Annotated in this window: 12 protein-coding genes and 1 rRNA gene; 6 read left to right on the forward strand and 7 right to left on the reverse strand. The window is 59.3% G+C overall.

Translation table 11 applies throughout. The features are described from left to right. Positions 1-145: 145 nt before the first annotated feature. Both HU731_RS19330 and HU731_RS19335 read left to right on the forward strand, forming a co-directional pair. Positions 146-832 (forward strand): ArsR/SmtB family transcription factor, encoded by a 687-nt coding sequence (locus HU731_RS19330; protein ID WP_186608896.1) that lies wholly within the window; start codon positions 146-148, stop codon positions 830-832. A 201-nt stretch (positions 833-1,033) separates the two neighbouring features. Next, on the forward strand, positions 1,034-2,404 hold the full coding sequence (locus HU731_RS19335; protein ID WP_032893724.1) for an MFS transporter: 1,371 nt from the start codon (positions 1,034-1,036) through the stop codon (positions 2,402-2,404). Between the two features lie 126 nt (positions 2,405-2,530). Here the strand turns inward: HU731_RS19335 and HU731_RS19340 are convergent, their stop codons facing one another. After that, the gene (locus tag HU731_RS19340; RefSeq protein ID WP_003171521.1) at positions 2,531-3,484 is read right to left on the reverse strand and encodes an adenosine deaminase; all 954 of its coding nucleotides are present in this window, start codon (positions 3,482-3,484) and stop codon (positions 2,531-2,533) included. Between the two features lie 193 nt (positions 3,485-3,677). Here HU731_RS19340 and HU731_RS19345 point away from each other — a divergent pair, with 193 nt between their 5' ends. Next, complete coding sequence (locus tag HU731_RS19345) at positions 3,678-4,769, forward strand: calcium:cation antiporter (protein WP_186608898.1); 1,092 nt, start codon at positions 3,678-3,680, stop codon at positions 4,767-4,769. Between the two features lie 68 nt (positions 4,770-4,837). On the opposite strand, the gene HU731_RS19350 is transcribed toward HU731_RS19345, so the two are convergent. The 6 genes from HU731_RS19350 to HU731_RS19375 all read right to left on the reverse strand — a co-directional run bounded on the left by HU731_RS19350 (position 4,838) and on the right by HU731_RS19375 (position 10,894). Beyond that, on the reverse strand, positions 4,838-6,196 hold the full coding sequence (locus tag HU731_RS19350) for an 8-oxoguanine deaminase (RefSeq protein ID WP_186608900.1): 1,359 nt from the start codon (positions 6,194-6,196) through the stop codon (positions 4,838-4,840). 210 nt (positions 6,197-6,406) lie between these two features. Continuing rightward, positions 6,407-7,093: an SDR family oxidoreductase gene (locus HU731_RS19355; RefSeq protein WP_186608902.1), complete on the reverse strand. Its 687-nt coding sequence runs from the start codon at positions 7,091-7,093 to the stop codon at positions 6,407-6,409. A 56-nt stretch (positions 7,094-7,149) separates the two neighbouring features. Next, entirely contained in the window at positions 7,150-7,731 is a 582-nt protein-coding gene (locus HU731_RS19360; protein WP_014716775.1) for an IMPACT family protein, read from the reverse strand. A gap of 12 nt (positions 7,732-7,743) precedes the next feature. Then, positions 7,744-8,403, reverse strand: a complete 660-nt coding sequence (locus HU731_RS19365) for a TetR/AcrR family transcriptional regulator (protein ID WP_014716776.1) — start codon at positions 8,401-8,403, stop codon at positions 7,744-7,746. A gap of 87 nt (positions 8,404-8,490) precedes the next feature. Continuing rightward, positions 8,491-9,885, reverse strand: a complete 1,395-nt coding sequence (locus HU731_RS19370; protein ID WP_186608904.1) for a uracil-xanthine permease family protein — start codon at positions 9,883-9,885, stop codon at positions 8,491-8,493. Positions 9,886-9,973: 88 nt separating this feature from the next. Continuing rightward, on the reverse strand, positions 9,974-10,894 hold the full coding sequence (locus HU731_RS19375) for a LysR family transcriptional regulator (RefSeq protein ID WP_135292593.1): 921 nt from the start codon (positions 10,892-10,894) through the stop codon (positions 9,974-9,976). A gap of 126 nt (positions 10,895-11,020) precedes the next feature. Here HU731_RS19375 and aptA point away from each other — a divergent pair, with 126 nt between their 5' ends. From aptA to HU731_RS19390, 3 genes are all read left to right on the forward strand, one after another. Then, entirely contained in the window at positions 11,021-12,370 is a 1,350-nt protein-coding gene (gene aptA, locus HU731_RS19380; protein WP_186608906.1) for an omega-aminotransferase AptA, read from the forward strand. Positions 12,371-12,409: 39 nt separating this feature from the next. Next, on the forward strand, positions 12,410-13,903 hold the full coding sequence (locus tag HU731_RS19385) for a CoA-acylating methylmalonate-semialdehyde dehydrogenase (RefSeq protein WP_014716778.1): 1,494 nt from the start codon (positions 12,410-12,412) through the stop codon (positions 13,901-13,903). Positions 13,904-14,474: 571 nt separating this feature from the next. Beyond that, positions 14,475-16,011, forward strand: a 16S ribosomal RNA gene (locus HU731_RS19390). Positions 16,012-16,034: the final 23 nt, after the last annotated feature.

Raw genomic sequence — 16,034 nt, forward strand, 5'->3', positions numbered from 1 at the left:
TCGGCAATAGCCTGCGCCACGCTCGGAAGTTTCACTCATATCCTGTCCTGATCTGCACTGTCAGACGCCGCGGAACCTATTGCCTGCGCACCTATACTTGGGCGTCAACCGCAGCAGAAAAAATGGTTTAACAGGGAGTGAATACATGGGAGCAGCACCTTGCATCAGTCAGATCGCTAGCTTGCTCGCCGAGCCTAAACGCACGGCCATGCTCTGGGCCTTGATGGACGGTTCGGCGAAGTCTTCAGAAGAACTGGCGGCTCTGGCCGAGTTGTCGCCGGCGTCAGCCAATGCGCATTTGGCGCGGCTGACCGGCAGCGGCCTGCTGCGGATCGAGGCGCGACGGGGCCAGCGTCTGTTTCGTGTCGCGGCCGCCGATGTCAGCGCCGCCATCGATGCGCTGGCCAGCACCACCATGGCCAGCGCGGCCCGCAGCACTCCGGATGTGTTGCCGCCGGCGCTGCGGGCACCACCGTTGCTGCGCCGTGCCCGCTGGTGCCACGGCCACCTCGGCGGCGAGCTGGCGGCGCAGCTTTATCAACGGATGCTTGAGGCCGGATGGATCGAACGCCATGAGCCGCGTACCGAGGTGACGCCCAAGGGCGTGCAGGCGTTGGCGGAACTGGGCATTTTTACCCAGGCACTGGCAACGCCGCTGGCCTGCGACTGTTTCGACTGGAGCCAGCAGCAACCCCACCTGGGCGGTGCGTTGGGGGCGGGCTTGATGCAGCTGTTTCTGCAGGCGAACTGGATCAGCGTGATCAACGAATCTCGGGCTTTGTCTGTCACTGATGTGGGGCTTGAGCACATAGCCCGCATCGCCAAATTGTAGGCGCGAGCTTGCTCGCGAAAAACGTGAGTGCGCCGCGTTTTATCCAGAAGCCCCCGCGTTAACGTTGACGATCTTCGCGAGCGAGCTCGCTCCTACAGGCGTTGGCGTCGTTCTCAGGTGTTGTCAGGTCGCATCCAGCAATAGCCGGCATAAATGATGCCGCACACTCGCCAAGGGGATTTTTCATTCGAGGGGTGCGGCATGGGTAGGCAGGGTTATAGCGCGGCGGAACGCCTGGAACGGTTGCCCATCAGCGGTTACCACCGAGTCATTTTCATCATCATCGCCCTGGCGTTTTTCTTCGACTCCATGGACCTGGCGATGATGACCTTCCTGTTGGGCTCGATCAAAACCGAGTTTGGCCTGAGTACGGCCCAGGCCGGGTTGCTGGCCAGCTCGAGTTTTTTCGGCATGGTGGTGGGCGCTTCGCTGTCCGGGATGCTTGCTGATCGCTTCGGGCGCAAACCGGTGTTCCAGTGGAGCATCGTACTTTGGGGCCTGGCGAGCTACTTGTGTTCCACGGCGCAGACGGTGGAGACGCTGACGTTGTTTCGGATCTTGCTGGGCATTGGCATGGGCATGGAATTTCCTATTGCCCAGTCGATGCTGTCGGAGCTGATCCCCGCCAAGCGGCGTGGGCGTTACATCGCCTTGATGGATGGTTTCTGGCCATTGGGTTTTGTGGCGGCGGGGGTGTTGTCTTACTTCTTATTGCCGGTGATTGGTTGGCGCGACATCTTCCTGGTGTTGGCGATACCGGCGGTGTTTGTGTTGGCTATCCGTTTCTTTATCCCAGAGTCACCGCGTTGGCTGGAACAGGCGGGGCGCCATGAGGCGGCGGACAAGGTCTTGCTGGGCATCGAGCAGAAAGTGCGCGATTCCCTGGGCCGCGCCGACTTGCCGGAGCCGATTGCCCTGCCACGGATCGAGAGTGCACCGGGGACGTTTTTCTCCGCGTTCCAGCAGTTGTGGTCGGCGCAGTACCGCCAGCGCACGATGATGATCTGGAGTGTGTGGTTCTTCGCCCTGCTTGGGTTCTACGGGCTGACATCGTGGTTGAGTGCGTTGTTGCAGCAATCGGGTTTTGCCGTGACCCAGTCGGTGTATTACACGGTGATCATTTCCCTGGGCGGGATCCCAGGCTTTTTGATGGCCGCGTGGTTGGTCGAGCGCTGGGGGCGCAAGCCCGTGTGTGTGGTGACCTTATTGGGCGGCGGGGTGATGGCGTTTCTGTATGGGCAGAGCGCAGTGTTTGGCGGCAACGTGGGCTTGCTGATCACCTCGGGGTTGTTGATGCAGTTCTTCCTGTTTGGCATGTGGGCGGTGCTGTACACCTACACGCCGGAGTTGTATCCCACCTCTGCACGTGCGACCGGCTCGGGGTTTGCATCGGCGATTGGGCGGGTTGGCTCGTTGCTGGGGCCGTTGGTGACCGGGCTGGTGTTCCCGATAACCGGGCAGGGCGGGGTATTTGCCTTGGGCGCCTTGTGCTTTGCGGTGGCGGCGCTGGTGGTGTGGGTGTTTGGGATGGAGACCAAGGGCAAGACCCTGGAAGAACTCACCCAGGCTTGAAGCTGATGGGGTCATGTGGGAGCCGGGCTTGCCCGCGATAGCGGTAGGTCAGGCAGTAAGAGGCTGGCTGATGCACCGCTATCGCAGGCAAGCCAGCTCCCACAGCTTGAGTCCAGGTCTATTCAGTTATGGCTTCACGAGCCGCGCATCCAGGCTGTTCTGCGCCAGGCGTTTGGCCTGGTCCTGGGTCATGCCCAGGCTGGTGTACAGCGCATGGAAGTTTTCGGTGACATAGCCGCCGAAGTACGCCGGGTCATCCGAGTTGACGGTGACCTTCACGCCACGCTCGAGCATGTCGAGGATGTTGTGCTGGGCCATGTCGTCGAACACGCAGAGCTTGGTGTTGGACAGCGGGCATACCGTCAGCGGGATCTGTTCGTCGATGATGCGCTGCATCAGGCGTTCATCTTCAATGGCTCGCACGCCGTGGTCGATGCGCTGGATTTTCAGCAGGTCGATGGCTTCCCAGATGTACTCGGGCGGGCCTTCTTCACCGGCGTGGGCCACGGTCAGGAAGCCTTCGTGACGGGCACGGTCGAACACGCGCTGGAACTTGCTCGGTGGGTGGCCCATTTCCGAGCTGTCCAGGCCCACGGCCACGAACGCGTCACGGAACGGCAGCGCCTGGTCGAGGGTTTTCTGCGCTTCGTCTTCGCTCAGGTGGCGCAGGAAGCTGAGGATCAAACCGCTGGTGATGCCCAGTTGCTGCTCGCCGTCTTTAAGCGCAGCGGCGATGCCGTTGAGCACCACTTCGAACGGCACGCCACGGTCGGTGTGGGTTTGCGGGTCGAAGAAGGGTTCGGTGTGGATCACGTTCTGGGCTTTGCAGCGCAGCAGGTAGGCCCAGGTCAGGTCGTAGAAGTCCTGGGACGTGCGCAGCACATCGGCGCCCTTGTAATACAGGTCGAGAAACTCTTGCAGGTTGTTGAAGGCGTAGGCCTTGCGCAGGGTTTCGACGTCGTTCCACGGCAGCGCAATCTTGTTGCGCTCGGCCAGGGCGAACAGCAGCTCAGGCTCCAGCGAGCCTTCCAGGTGCAGGTGCAATTCAGCCTTGGGCAGGGCGTTGAGCCAATCGTACATTTTTAAAATCTCATCAGGTGCAATGGCGGCATTCTACAGGCCATGACTGAAATAATCGGCAAAACCTGACCAGCAGGAGAGTATTTCTGTGCCTCACGCAAGGGCGGCCTGAACTAAGGTGTAACGAAACGTTAGCGGCTCGGCGCAGTCTGTACCCCATCAATGACTGATTCGCTGCACGAAAAGGCCCGGAATGCTCACATCCCTCAAGCAAGAAAAATTCATGCTGCTGGCGCTGATTGCCGCCATCGCGGCCTACCCGCTGGAACACTGGATGCTCCACAGCGGCCAACTGGTTGCGCTGCTGGCCGGCTTTGCGCTGATCGCGTTTATCGTGATGGCGTCGATGCGCGTGGCCCATCACGCCGAGCAGTTGGCGGAAAAGGTCGGCGACCCCTACGGCACCATGATCCTGACCCTCGCCGCTGTATTGGTGGAAGTGGTGATTCTGGCGATCATGATGAGCAACGAGCCATCGCCCACCCTGGTACGCGACACCATTTACTCGGCGGTGATGCTGGATATCAACGGCATCCTCGGCTTGGCCGCGCTGATGGGCGGCATCAAGCATGGCGAACAGTCCTACAACGATGACTCGGCGCGCACCTACAGCGTGATGATTCTTACCGCCATGGGTGTGTCGATGGTGGTGCCGGAATTTATCCCCGAAGCCGACTGGAAAATTTACTCGGCCTTCACCATTGGCGCGATGGTGGTGCTTTACACCTTGTTTTTGCGCATGCAGGTGGGGCCGCATAGTTATTTCTTCAGCTACAGCTACCCGGAAAAACGCCGCAAGAAACAGCCCGAAGACGAGCACGCGCCGTCTGTCAGCCTGACGTTTTCCATTGCGACCCTGGTGTTTGGGGTGATCGTGATTGGCGCGCTGGCCGAGGTGATGTCCAAGACCCTCGACCTGGGCCTGGAAGGCACAGGCGCACCGCCGGTGATTACCGCGATTGTGGTGGCGGCTATCTCGGCCGCGCCGGAAATCCTCACGGCACTGCGCGCCGCGTTGGCCAACCGCATGCAGTCGGTGGTCAACATTGCGCTGGGGGCTTCGTTGTCCACGGTGATTCTGACGGTGCCGGTGATGGAAGCCATGGCGCTCTATACCGGGCAGCCGTTCCAGATGGCGATGACGCCGGTGCAAACGGTGATCGTGTTTATCACGCTGATCGTCAGCGCGATCAACCTCAACGATGGTGAAACCAATGCGATTGAAGGGATGACGCATTTTGTGTTGTTTGCGACTTTTATCATGTTGTCGCTGTTGGGGTTGTAACCGATTTGAAGGTGCCGCAGACCCAATGTGGGAGCGGGCTTGCTCCCACATTTTGATTGGCGCCTGGCTTAGGTGCCCGCGATCAACTGGCGCGCTGCCTGGCTGTGATCGGCGATCAAGCCCTTGAGGTCCAGGCCTTCGACTTGGCCGTCGATCACCCGCCACTTGCCGCCAATCATCACTCGGTCTGCCCGGTCCGCGCCGCACAGCAGCAGTGCGGAAATGGGGTCATGGCTGCCGGAGAAGCGCAGTTCATCGAGCTTGAACAGTGCCAGGTCGGCCTGCTTGCCGACGGCCAACTCGCCAATATCCGTACGCCCCAGCAACTGCGCCGAACCCTTGGTGGCCCAGCCCAATACGCCTTCGGGGGTGATCTTTTCCGCGCCATAACGCAGGCGCTGGATGTACAGGGCCTGGCGCGCTTCAAGGATCATGTTCGAGGCATCGTTGGATGCCGAGCCGTCCACGCCCAAGCCGATGGGCGCGCCGGCGGCAAGCAGGTCCAGGGTAGGGCAGATGCCGGAGGCCAGGCGCATATTCGAGCTTGGGCAATGGCAGATGCCGGTGCCGGCGGCGCCCAGGCGCTCGATTTCGTCCGGGTTGAAGTGAATGCCGTGAGCCAGCCAGGTGCGCGGGCCAAGCCAGCCGACGCTGTCGAGATAATCCACGGTACGCAGCCCGAAGCGTTGCAGGCAGAAATCTTCCTCATCGAGGGTTTCCGCCAAGTGGGTGTGCAGGCGCACGTCCAACTGGTTGGCCAGTTCGGCGCTGGCTTGCATGATTTCGGGGGTGACCGAAAACGGCGAGCACGGTGCCAGGGCGATCTGGATCTGCGCGCCGTCACCGCGCTGGTGATATTCGCGGATCAGGCGCTGGCTGTCCTCGAGGATCACCTGGCCTTGCTGCACGGTTTGCTGCGGCGGCAGGCCGCCATCGGCTTCGCCCAGGCTCATGGAACCGCGGGTGAGCATGGCGCGCATCCCCAGTTCGCGCACGCTTTCGACCTGCACATCAATGGCGTTTTCCAAGCCATCGGGGAACAGGTAATGGTGATCGGCCGCCGTGGTGCAGCCCGAGAGCAGCAGTTCAGCCAAGGCGACTTTGCTGGCCAGGGCGAGTTTTTCCGGAGTGAGCCGCGCCCATACCGGGTACAGGGTTTTCAGCCAGGGAAACAGCGGCTGGTTGACCACCGGGCCCCAGGCGCGGGTGAGGGTTTGATAGAAGTGGTGGTGGGTATTGATCAGCCCAGGCAGCACCACATGCTCGCGGGCATCGAACACCTGCGCGCAGGGTTGTGCAGGCGCTTGCCCTTGGGCCAGCACTTCGGTGATGACACCGTCTTGCAGCACCAGCCCGCCACGGGCATCGAGGCCATTGGCAGTGAAAATCGCGAGGGGGTTTTTTAACCAGATACGGGTCGCAGGCATTGGCCGGCTCCTCTGAATGATGGGTTCAGGTTTGCCAGCTCAGTGTTGCCCTGTCTGCTGATCCAGGGTCGCCGGGGAGGGCGAGGTGGGCAGTCTAACGCTGTAGGAGCGAGCTTGCTCGCGAAAATCGTCAATGATGACGCGGGCAGTCTGGTTTAACGCGGTGCCTGGGCGTTTTTCGCGAGCAAGCTCGCTCCTACAGTTTGGGGGTTACCAGGCGATGGTGTCGCCTTTGTAGTCGATGAAGTGATGGCCGCCTTTGCCGGTGTAGGCATTTACCTGGTCCACCAGGCCGCGCACGCTGGTCTCGACATCGATGTGCGCATTTTCACCGCCCATATCGGTCTTCACCCAACCTGGATGCAGCGACAGCACCGTGGGTTTGGGCTCGCCCAGTTGCGTGATAAAGCTGTTGGTCATCGAGTTGAGAGCGGCCTTGCTGGCCTTGTACAGCGCCAGGTCCGAGCCGTCGGGAATGCTCACGCTGCCCAGTACCGAACTCATGAAGGCCAGCACGCCGGTGTCTTTGCGGATCTGCCCGACAAAACGCTGGGCCAGGTTGATCGGCGCCACGGCGTTGGTGAAGAACAACTGGCCGACCTCCGCCAGGGTTGCGTGGCCGGGCTCCTGGTTGGCTGGGCCCTTGACGCCGGCGTTGATGAACAGCAGGTCGAAGGTGCGGTCTTTCAGGCGTTGGGCCAGGGCGATCACGGCTTGCTGATCGTCCATATCCAACTTCTCGATCTGCACCGGCCCCACGGCTTTCAGGGCATCGGCCTTGTTCGGATCGCGCACGGTGGCGGTCACGTCCCAGCCGTCCTGGAGCAGTTGCTTGACCAGGCCAAGGCCCAGCCCGCGCGAGGCGCCGATGATCAGTGCGGTTTTTGGCGTAGACATGAAAGGCTTCCTTTGAAATCGCGGTTCAGGGAGTTCAGCGCATAACAGTAGCAGTTTCAGCGTTCGAGCAGGATGCGCCCACGGCTCAGGTCGGCGAGCTGGGTTTGCAGGGTATCGATGTGCGCCTCACCCAGTGCGAGCTGCAGCTCCACGCCGTTGGCGGTGAAGGTTTCCTCCACCACAAGCCCGCCGAGTTCAGCGACACGCAGCTTCACCAGGTTCAGTTCGGAGAACCCACAGGCGCAACGCAGGGGGACGCGGCTGATCAGCTCGATGCGCTCGGCATTCTGCAGGCATTTATTGGCCCCACCGCCATAGGCGCGGGCCAAGCCACCCGTGCCCAGTTGGATGCCGCCGTACCAGCGGATCACCAAGACGGCCACCTGATCAAAGCCCTGGGCCTCGATGGCCGCAAGAATCGGGCGCCCCGCGGTACCACCGGGTTCGCCGTCATCGCTGCTGCGGTATTGATCGCCCAGCTTCCAGGCCCAGCAGTTGTGCGTGGCGTTGAGGTCGCTGTGCTGCTCGAAAAACGCCTGGGCGTCCTGCGGGCTGGTAATCGGCGCCGCCAAGGTGATAAAGCGGCTCTTGCGTATTTCTTCACGAAACTCGCAAAAGCCGGTGAGCGTAAAAGACATAAATCGCTTCGTTTATAGGGCTGGCTTGATGCCGCAGCCTTTGAGAATGATATGGATCAGGTTGGTGCCGGCATCTTCCATGTCCTGTTTGGTCAGCTTGGTGCGACCGGTGACGCGGCAGATCTGGGTGGCGAAGTCGGCGTAGTGCTGAGTGCTGCCCCACAGCAGGAATATCAAGTGCACGGGGTCGACGGGGTCCATTTTGCCTGCGTCGATCCACGCCTGGAACACCGCGGCACGGCCACTGAACCAGGCCCGATAGTCCTGGCCGAAATATTCAGTGAGGCACTCGCCACCGCTGATGATCTCCATGGCGAAGATCCGCGAGGCTTGGGGCTGGCGGCGCGAGAACTCCATCTTGGTGCGGATGTAACGAGCGAGCGCCACGGCCGGGTCATCTTCGGCAGTCAGGGCGTTGAAGGTGCTGTCCCACAGTTCGAGGATATTGCTCAGCACTGCGACATACAGGCCCAGCTTGTTGGTGAAATAGTAGTGCAAGTTGGCTTTGGGCAGCCCGGCACTGGCAGCGATGGTGTTCATGCTGGTGCCTTTGTAGCCATGACGCGCGAATTCATCTTCAGCAGCCTGGAGAATCGCTTGTTCGTTCTTTTGCCGAATGCGGCTGGCGGGTTTACCGGCGTGGTTGCTGTGGGCAGGAACTTCGAGGCTCATGGAGGTTTCCGTGCTGATCGATAGAGACGACGTGTGCACAGATAACCCACCCTCAAGCCTCAGACAAGTCCTGATGCAATAAAACCGTCAAAGCGGTTCCAGGCTGTCGCGTTCCGGGCTGCGGTTTGCGGCGGCGGTACTTGCCTTGGCCTCCGGCAGTAACAGGCACAACACAATGGCGGTGATGCCGCCGCTGGTGATGGCAGAATCGAACAGGTTCTGCACCAGAGTCGGCATCAGGTGCAGCAGGTTGGGTTGCGCGGCGATACCCAGGCCAACGCCGAACGAGGTGGCGATGATCAGCATGCTGCGTCGGTCCAGCGGTGCCTGGGCAAGGATGCGCACGCCGGCCGCAGCCACGCTGCCGAACATCACCAGGGTGGCGCCGCCCAGCACCGGCTTGGGGATTTGCTGCAGCACAGCGCCAATCAGCGGAAACAGGCCCAGACAGAACAGCAACACACCGATGTATAAACCGACATAACGGCTGGCCACGCCGGTGAGTTGGATCACGCCATTGTTCTGGGCAAACGTGGTGTTGGGGAAGGCGCTGAAGGTGGCGGCGATCATGCAACTTACCCCATCGCCGAGCACGCCGCCCTTGAGCCGGCTTATATAAGAAGGGCCGCTGATGGGCTGGCGGGCAATCATGCAATTGGCGGTGAGGTCGCCGACAGTTTCGATGCTGCTGATCAGATAAATCAGCGCAATCGGCAGGAAGGCGCTCCAGTCGAAGGTGAAACCAAAGCGGAATGGCGTAGGCAGGCTGACCAATGGCAGGTCAGGCAAGGCTTGGGGAACAAGTTTGCCACTGAACCACGCCGCGAGGCTGCCCAGGGCCAGGCCGATGATGATGGCCGACAAACGTACCCAGGGCGTGTTGGAGCGGTTGAGCAGGATGATCGTCAAAACCACGAACAGGCCTAGCGCCAGGTTGGCGGGGGCGCCGAAGTCTGGTGCGTTGAAACCGCCGCCAAGGTCGGTGATGCCCACTTTGATCAGGCTGATGCCGATCAGCGTAATCACAATGCCGGTTACCAGCGGTGTGATCACGCGGCGCAGCTGGCCGATGAAGCGGCTCAATACAATCTGCACCGCCGCGCCGAAGAAGCACACGCCGAAAATCATCGCCAGAATGTCTTCCGGGCTGCCACCGCGTTGTTTCACCAGAAAGCCTGCCGACAACACTGCGCCAAGAAACGCAAAGCTGGTGCCTTGCAGGCAGATCATGCCGGCACCGATACCAAACGGCCTGCGTGCCTGGATGAAGGTACCTACGCCGGAAACCATCAACGCCATGCTGATCAGGTAGGGCAGGTGAGCGGTGAGGCCGAGGGTGGAGCCAATGATCAGCGGCGGCGTGATGATGCCGACGAACGCCGCCAGTACATGTTGCAAGGCCGCGAGTAGAGCGGGCAGTGGTTTCGGGCGATCATTGAGGCCGTAGATCAGGTCGCTGGGGCTGGAGGATTCTGGAGGCATGGCGGGTTAACTCAAGGCGGACGGTTCAAGGTCCTTGAGCCCTTGCAAAAAGCTGTCCATGTGCTCAGCTTTTTGTGTAGCGCCCGATTTAGCGGGTGGCGGCCAAGCTTTCGAGGAAACTTTCCAGCACCAAATGAGGGCGACGGCCCTTGCGCGTGACCGATGCCAGGCTCAAATCGTAAAAACGTGTAGCCGGTTTCAGCGCACGCAGTCGGCCTTGTTGTACCCACAGGCTGGCGTAATGATCGGGCAAGTAGCCGATATAACGCCCGGTGAGAATCAGGAACGCCATGCCTTCACGGTCTGAGGCGCTGGCGGTGCAGTTGAGCGCCTGGTAATGGGCCTGGATCTCCGCGGGCAAGCGGAAGGTGGGGGCGATGGCGTCCTGGCTGTCGATGCGTTCGTCGCCCAGTTGCTTGTTGTCGGCGTAAAACAGCGGGTGGCCGACCGCGCAATAGAGCAAGGAGCGTTCGCTGTACAACGGCTGGTATTCCAGGCCCGACAATGCGCTGGCCTGGGGCACCACACCGACGTGCAGGCGACCGTCGAGTACACCTTGCTCCACTTCATTGGGGGCGATCATGCGGATCTGGATCTGCACATCCGGGCCGCGTTCCTTCAACTGCGCCAATGCGTGGGTGATGCGCATATGGGGCAGAGTGACAAGGTTATCGGTGAGGCCAATGATCAATTCGCCGCGCAAATGTTGGTGCAGGCCGTTGACCTCGGTGCGAAAACTTTCCAGGGCACTCAGCAGTTGCAGGGCAGACTGATAGACCTCGCGGCCTTCTTCTGTCAGGGAAAACCCGGCGCGGCCGCGTTGGCAGAGCCTCAGCCCGAGCCGTTGCTCAAGGTCGCTCATCTGCTGGCTGATGGCCGAGCGCCCGATGCCAAGGACGGTTTCCGCTGCCGAGAAGCCGCCGCACTCCACCACGCTGCGAAAGATGCGCAGCAGGCGAATATCGAAGTCACTGACTTGCGCCAAAGGGTCGGGACGACGGCTGCTCATAGTTTAGTGAAGTCCTGACTGAAGGTTAGAAGAGTTGGATTTCACCGACTTTATCCCCGTGGCAATTTAGCTGCAACAACGCTTTTTCAATCCCGACGCTGCCTTTTGCCCTGCGAGGTTTTGCTGATGAACATGCCCGAAAACGCCCCATCGTCCCTGGCCAGCCAATTGAAGCTGGATGCGCACTGGATGCCTTACACCGCCAACCGTAACTTCCAGCGGGATCCACGCCTGATCGTGGCCGCTGAAGGTAGCTGGTTGACCGATGACAAGGGGCGCAAGGTCTATGATTCGTTGTCGGGCCTATGGACCTGTGGCGCCGGGCATACGCGCAAGGAAATCCAGGAAGCGGTCGCCAAGCAATTGGGCACCTTGGACTACTCTCCAGGCTTTCAGTACGGTCATCCATTGTCCTTCCAGTTGGCGGAAAAGATCACCGACCTGACCCCAGGCAACCTCAATCATGTGTTCTTTACCGACTCGGGCTCTGAATGCGCCGATACAGCGGTGAAAATGGTGCGGGCCTACTGGCGCCTAAAAGGCCAGGCCACCAAGACCAAGATGATTGGTCGCGCCCGGGGTTACCACGGCGTGAACATCGCCGGTACCAGCCTGGGCGGTGTGAACGGTAACCGTAAGCTGTTTGGCCAGGCGATGATGGATGTTGACCATCTGCCTCACACCTTGCTGGCCAGCAATGCCTTCTCCCGGGGCATGCCGGAGCAGGGCGGGATTGCCTTGGCCGATGAGTTGCTCAAGCTGATCGAGCTGCATGACGCGTCGAATATTGCCGCCGTGTTTGTCGAGCCGATGGCCGGTTCCGCTGGCGTATTGGTGCCACCGCAGGGTTATCTCAAGCGTCTGCGCGAAATTTGCGACCAGCACAATATCCTGTTGGTGTTCGACGAAGTGATCACAGGCTTTGGCCGCACCGGCTCGATGTTCGGTGCCGACAGTTTCGGCGTGACGCCGGACCTGATGTGCATCGCCAAGCAAGTCACCAACGGTGCGATCCCGATGGGCGCGGTGATTGCCAGCAGCGAGATCTACCAGACCTTCATGAACCAGGCGACGCCGGAATACGCCGTGGAATTCCCCCACGGTTACACCTACTCGGCACACCCGGTGGCTTGCGCGGCGGGCTTGGCGGCATTGGACCTGTTGCAGAAAGAAAACCTGGTGCAGAGCGTAGCCGAAGTCGCACCGCACTTTGAGACTGCGCTGCACGGTTTGAAGGGCAGCAAGAATGTGATCGACATTCGCAACTACGGCCTGGCCGGTGCTATCCAGATTGCCCCACGTGATGGGGATGCCATCGTGCGTCCATTCGAGGCCGGCATGGCGTTGTGGAAAGCCGGTTTCTATGTGCGTTTTGGCGGCGATACCCTGCAGTTCGGGCCAACCTTCAACAGCAAGCCGCAGGACCTGGACCGTCTGTTTGACGCGGTCGGCGAAGTGCTGAACAAGATCGACTGATTTCTCCTTCTATATAGAACAATTTTTCAGGAGCCCTGCATGAGCCTTATCCAGCATTTGATCAACGGTGAACTAGTCAACGACAGCGGTCGTAGTGCCGACGTCTATAACCCGTCTACCGGCCAGGTGATTCACCAGGTGCCGTTGGCCAGCCGTGAAACCATTCAACAGGCGATTGATTCGGCCAAGGCGGCGTTTCCGGCCTGGCGCAATACGCCGCCGGCCAAGCGTGCCCAGGTGATGTTCCGTTTCAAACAATTGCTGGAGCAGAACGAAGCACGGATCTCGCAGTTGATCAGCGAAGAACATGGCAAGACCCTGGAAGACGCAGCGGGTGAACTCAAGCGTGGGATCGAGAACGTGGAGTACGCGTGCTCGGCGCCGGAGATTCTCAAGGGTGAATACAGCCGCAACGTAGGGCCGAACATTGATGCGTGGTCGGACTTCCAGCCGTTGGGCGTGGTGGCGGGTATCACCCCGTTCAACTTCCCGGCGATGGTGCCGTTGTGGATGTACCCGCTGGCGATTGTCTGCGGTAACTGTTTCATCCTTAAACCGTCAGAGCGCGACCCGAGTTCGACGCTGTTGATCGCGCAGCTGTTGCAGGAAGCCGGGCTGCCCAAAGGCGTGCTCAGCGTGGTGCATGGCGACAAGGGCGCGGTGGATGCACTGATCGAAGCGCCGGAAGTCAAAGCCTTGAGCTTTGTAGGCTCGACGCCGATTGCCGAGTACATCTACTCCGAAGCGACCAAACGCGGCAAGCGCGTGCAAGCGCTGGGCGGGGCGAAGAACCACGCGGTGTTGATGCCGGATGCCGATCTGGATAACGCGGTGAGTGCCCTGATGGGGGCGGCGTATGGTTCCTGCGGTGAGCGTTGCATGGCGATCTCGGTGGCTGTGTGCGTGGGCGATCAGGTGGCGGATGCGTTGATCGCCAAGCTGGTGCCGCAGGTCAAGGCGTTGAAGATTGGTGCGGGCACGTCTTGCGGCCTGGATATGGGCCCGTTGGTGACGGGGCAGGCGCGGGATAAGGTCAGTGGCTATATAGAAGACGGTGTGTCGGCGGGTGCCGAGTTGGTCGTTGATGGTCGTGGCTTGAGTGTTGCCGGGCATGAGCAGGGATTCTTCCTCGGCGGTAGCCTTTTTGACCGTGTGACCCCTGAGATGCGTATTTATAAAGAAGAGATCTTTGGGCCAGTGCTGTGCGTGGTGCGGGTTGATAGCCTGGAAGCGGCGATGCAGCTGATCAACGATCATGAATACGGCAACGGTACGTGCATCTTCACCCGTGACGGTGAAGCGGCGCGTCTGTTCTGTGATGAGATTGAAGTCGGCATGGTGGGGGTTAACGTGCCGCTGCCAGTGCCGGTTGCGTATCACAGCTTTGGTGGCTGGAAGCGTTCGCTGTTTGGCGATTTGCATGCCTATGGGCCGGACGGGGTGCGTTTCTATACCCGTCGCAAGGCGATCACCCAGCGTTGGCCGCAACGGGCCAGCCATGAAGCCTCGCAATTTGCCTTCCCTAGCCTGTAAGGCTTGGTAAGTAGAAGGCCGGCCCCTTGGGGCCGGCCCTTGCGTTATTGGGGGTTTTTGACTTATATGACAGAAATGTGAAAAAGAAGGTTGACGGCAGATTCTGGAAGCCTATAATTCGCCCCACTTCCGGCGCAGTCGAAACGGAAAACTCCTTGGTAAACAATGAGTTACGCGGTTCTCGACAGCAAGCTGCTTCAGTCCATCGAAGCCAAAAGGAAGTTGAAAAAGAGGTGTTGACAGCAGCGTGTAACGCTGTAGAATTCGCCTCCCGCTTACGAGAGATCGCAAGCGCAAGTGGTTGAAGTTGTTGAAGAAATCTTCGAAAACTTCTGAAAATAACCACTTGACAGCAAATGAGGCTGCTGTAGAATGCGCGCCTCGGTTGAGACGAAAGATCTTAACCAACCGCTCTTTAACAACTGAATCAAGCAATTCGTGTGGGTGCTTGTGGAGTCAGACTGATAGTCAACAAGATTATCAGCATCACAAGTTACTCCGCGAGAAATCAAAGATGTAACCAACGATTGCTGAGCCAAGTTTAGGGTTTCTTAAAAACCCAAAGATGTTTGAACTGAAGAGTTTGATCATGGCTCAGATTGAACGCTGGCGGCAGGCCTAACACATGCAAGTCGAGCGGTAGAGAGAAGCTTGCTTCTCTTGAGAGCGGCGGACGGGTGAGTAATGCCTAGGAATCTGCCTGGTAGTGGGGGATAACGTTCGGAAACGGACGCTAATACCGCATACGTCCTACGGGAGAAAGCAGGGGACCTTCGGGCCTTGCGCTATCAGATGAGCCTAGGTCGGATTAGCTAGTTGGTGAGGTAATGGCTCACCAAGGCGACGATCCGTAACTGGTCTGAGAGGATGATCAGTCACACTGGAACTGAGACACGGTCCAGACTCCTACGGGAGGCAGCAGTGGGGAATATTGGACAATGGGCGAAAGCCTGATCCAGCCATGCCGCGTGTGTGAAGAAGGTCTTCGGATTGTAAAGCACTTTAAGTTGGGAGGAAGGGTTGTAGATTAATACTCTGCAATTTTGACGTTACCGACAGAATAAGCACCGGCTAACTCTGTGCCAGCAGCCGCGGTAATACAGAGGGTGCAAGCGTTAATCGGAATTACTGGGCGTAAAGCGCGCGTAGGTGGTTTGTTAAGTTGGATGTGAAATCCCCGGGCTCAACCTGGGAACTGCATTCAAAACTGACTGACTAGAGTATGGTAGAGGGTGGTGGAATTTCCTGTGTAGCGGTGAAATGCGTAGATATAGGAAGGAACACCAGTGGCGAAGGCGACCACCTGGACTAATACTGACACTGAGGTGCGAAAGCGTGGGGAGCAAACAGGATTAGATACCCTGGTAGTCCACGCCGTAAACGATGTCAACTAGCCGTTGGAAGCCTTGAGCTTTTAGTGGCGCAGCTAACGCATTAAGTTGACCGCCTGGGGAGTACGGCCGCAAGGTTAAAACTCAAATGAATTGACGGGGGCCCGCACAAGCGGTGGAGCATGTGGTTTAATTCGAAGCAACGCGAAGAACCTTACCAGGCCTTGACATCCAATGAACTTTCTAGAGATAGATTGGTGCCTTCGGGAACATTGAGACAGGTGCTGCATGGCTGTCGTCAGCTCGTGTCGTGAGATGTTGGGTTAAGTCCCGTAACGAGCGCAACCCTTGTCCTTAGTTACCAGCACGTAATGGTGGGCACTCTAAGGAGACTGCCGGTGACAAACCGGAGGAAGGTGGGGATGACGTCAAGTCATCATGGCCCTTACGGCCTGGGCTACACACGTGCTACAATGGTCGGTACAGAGGGTTGCCAAGCCGCGAGGTGGAGCTAATCCCATAAAACCGATCGTAGTCCGGATCGCAGTCTGCAACTCGACTGCGTGAAGTCGGAATCGCTAGTAATCGCGAATCAGAATGTCGCGGTGAATACGTTCCCGGGCCTTGTACACACCGCCCGTCACACCATGGGAGTGGGTTGCACCAGAAGTAGCTAGTCTAACCTTCGGGAGGACGGTTACCACGGTGTGATTCATGACTGGGGTGAAGTCGTAACAAGGTAGCCGTAGGGGAACCTGCGGCTGGATCACCTCCTTAATCGACGACATCAGCTGCTCCAT

This window comes from Pseudomonas salmasensis, assembly GCF_014268375.2.
GTDB lineage: Bacteria > Pseudomonadota > Gammaproteobacteria > Pseudomonadales > Pseudomonadaceae > Aquipseudomonas > Aquipseudomonas salmasensis.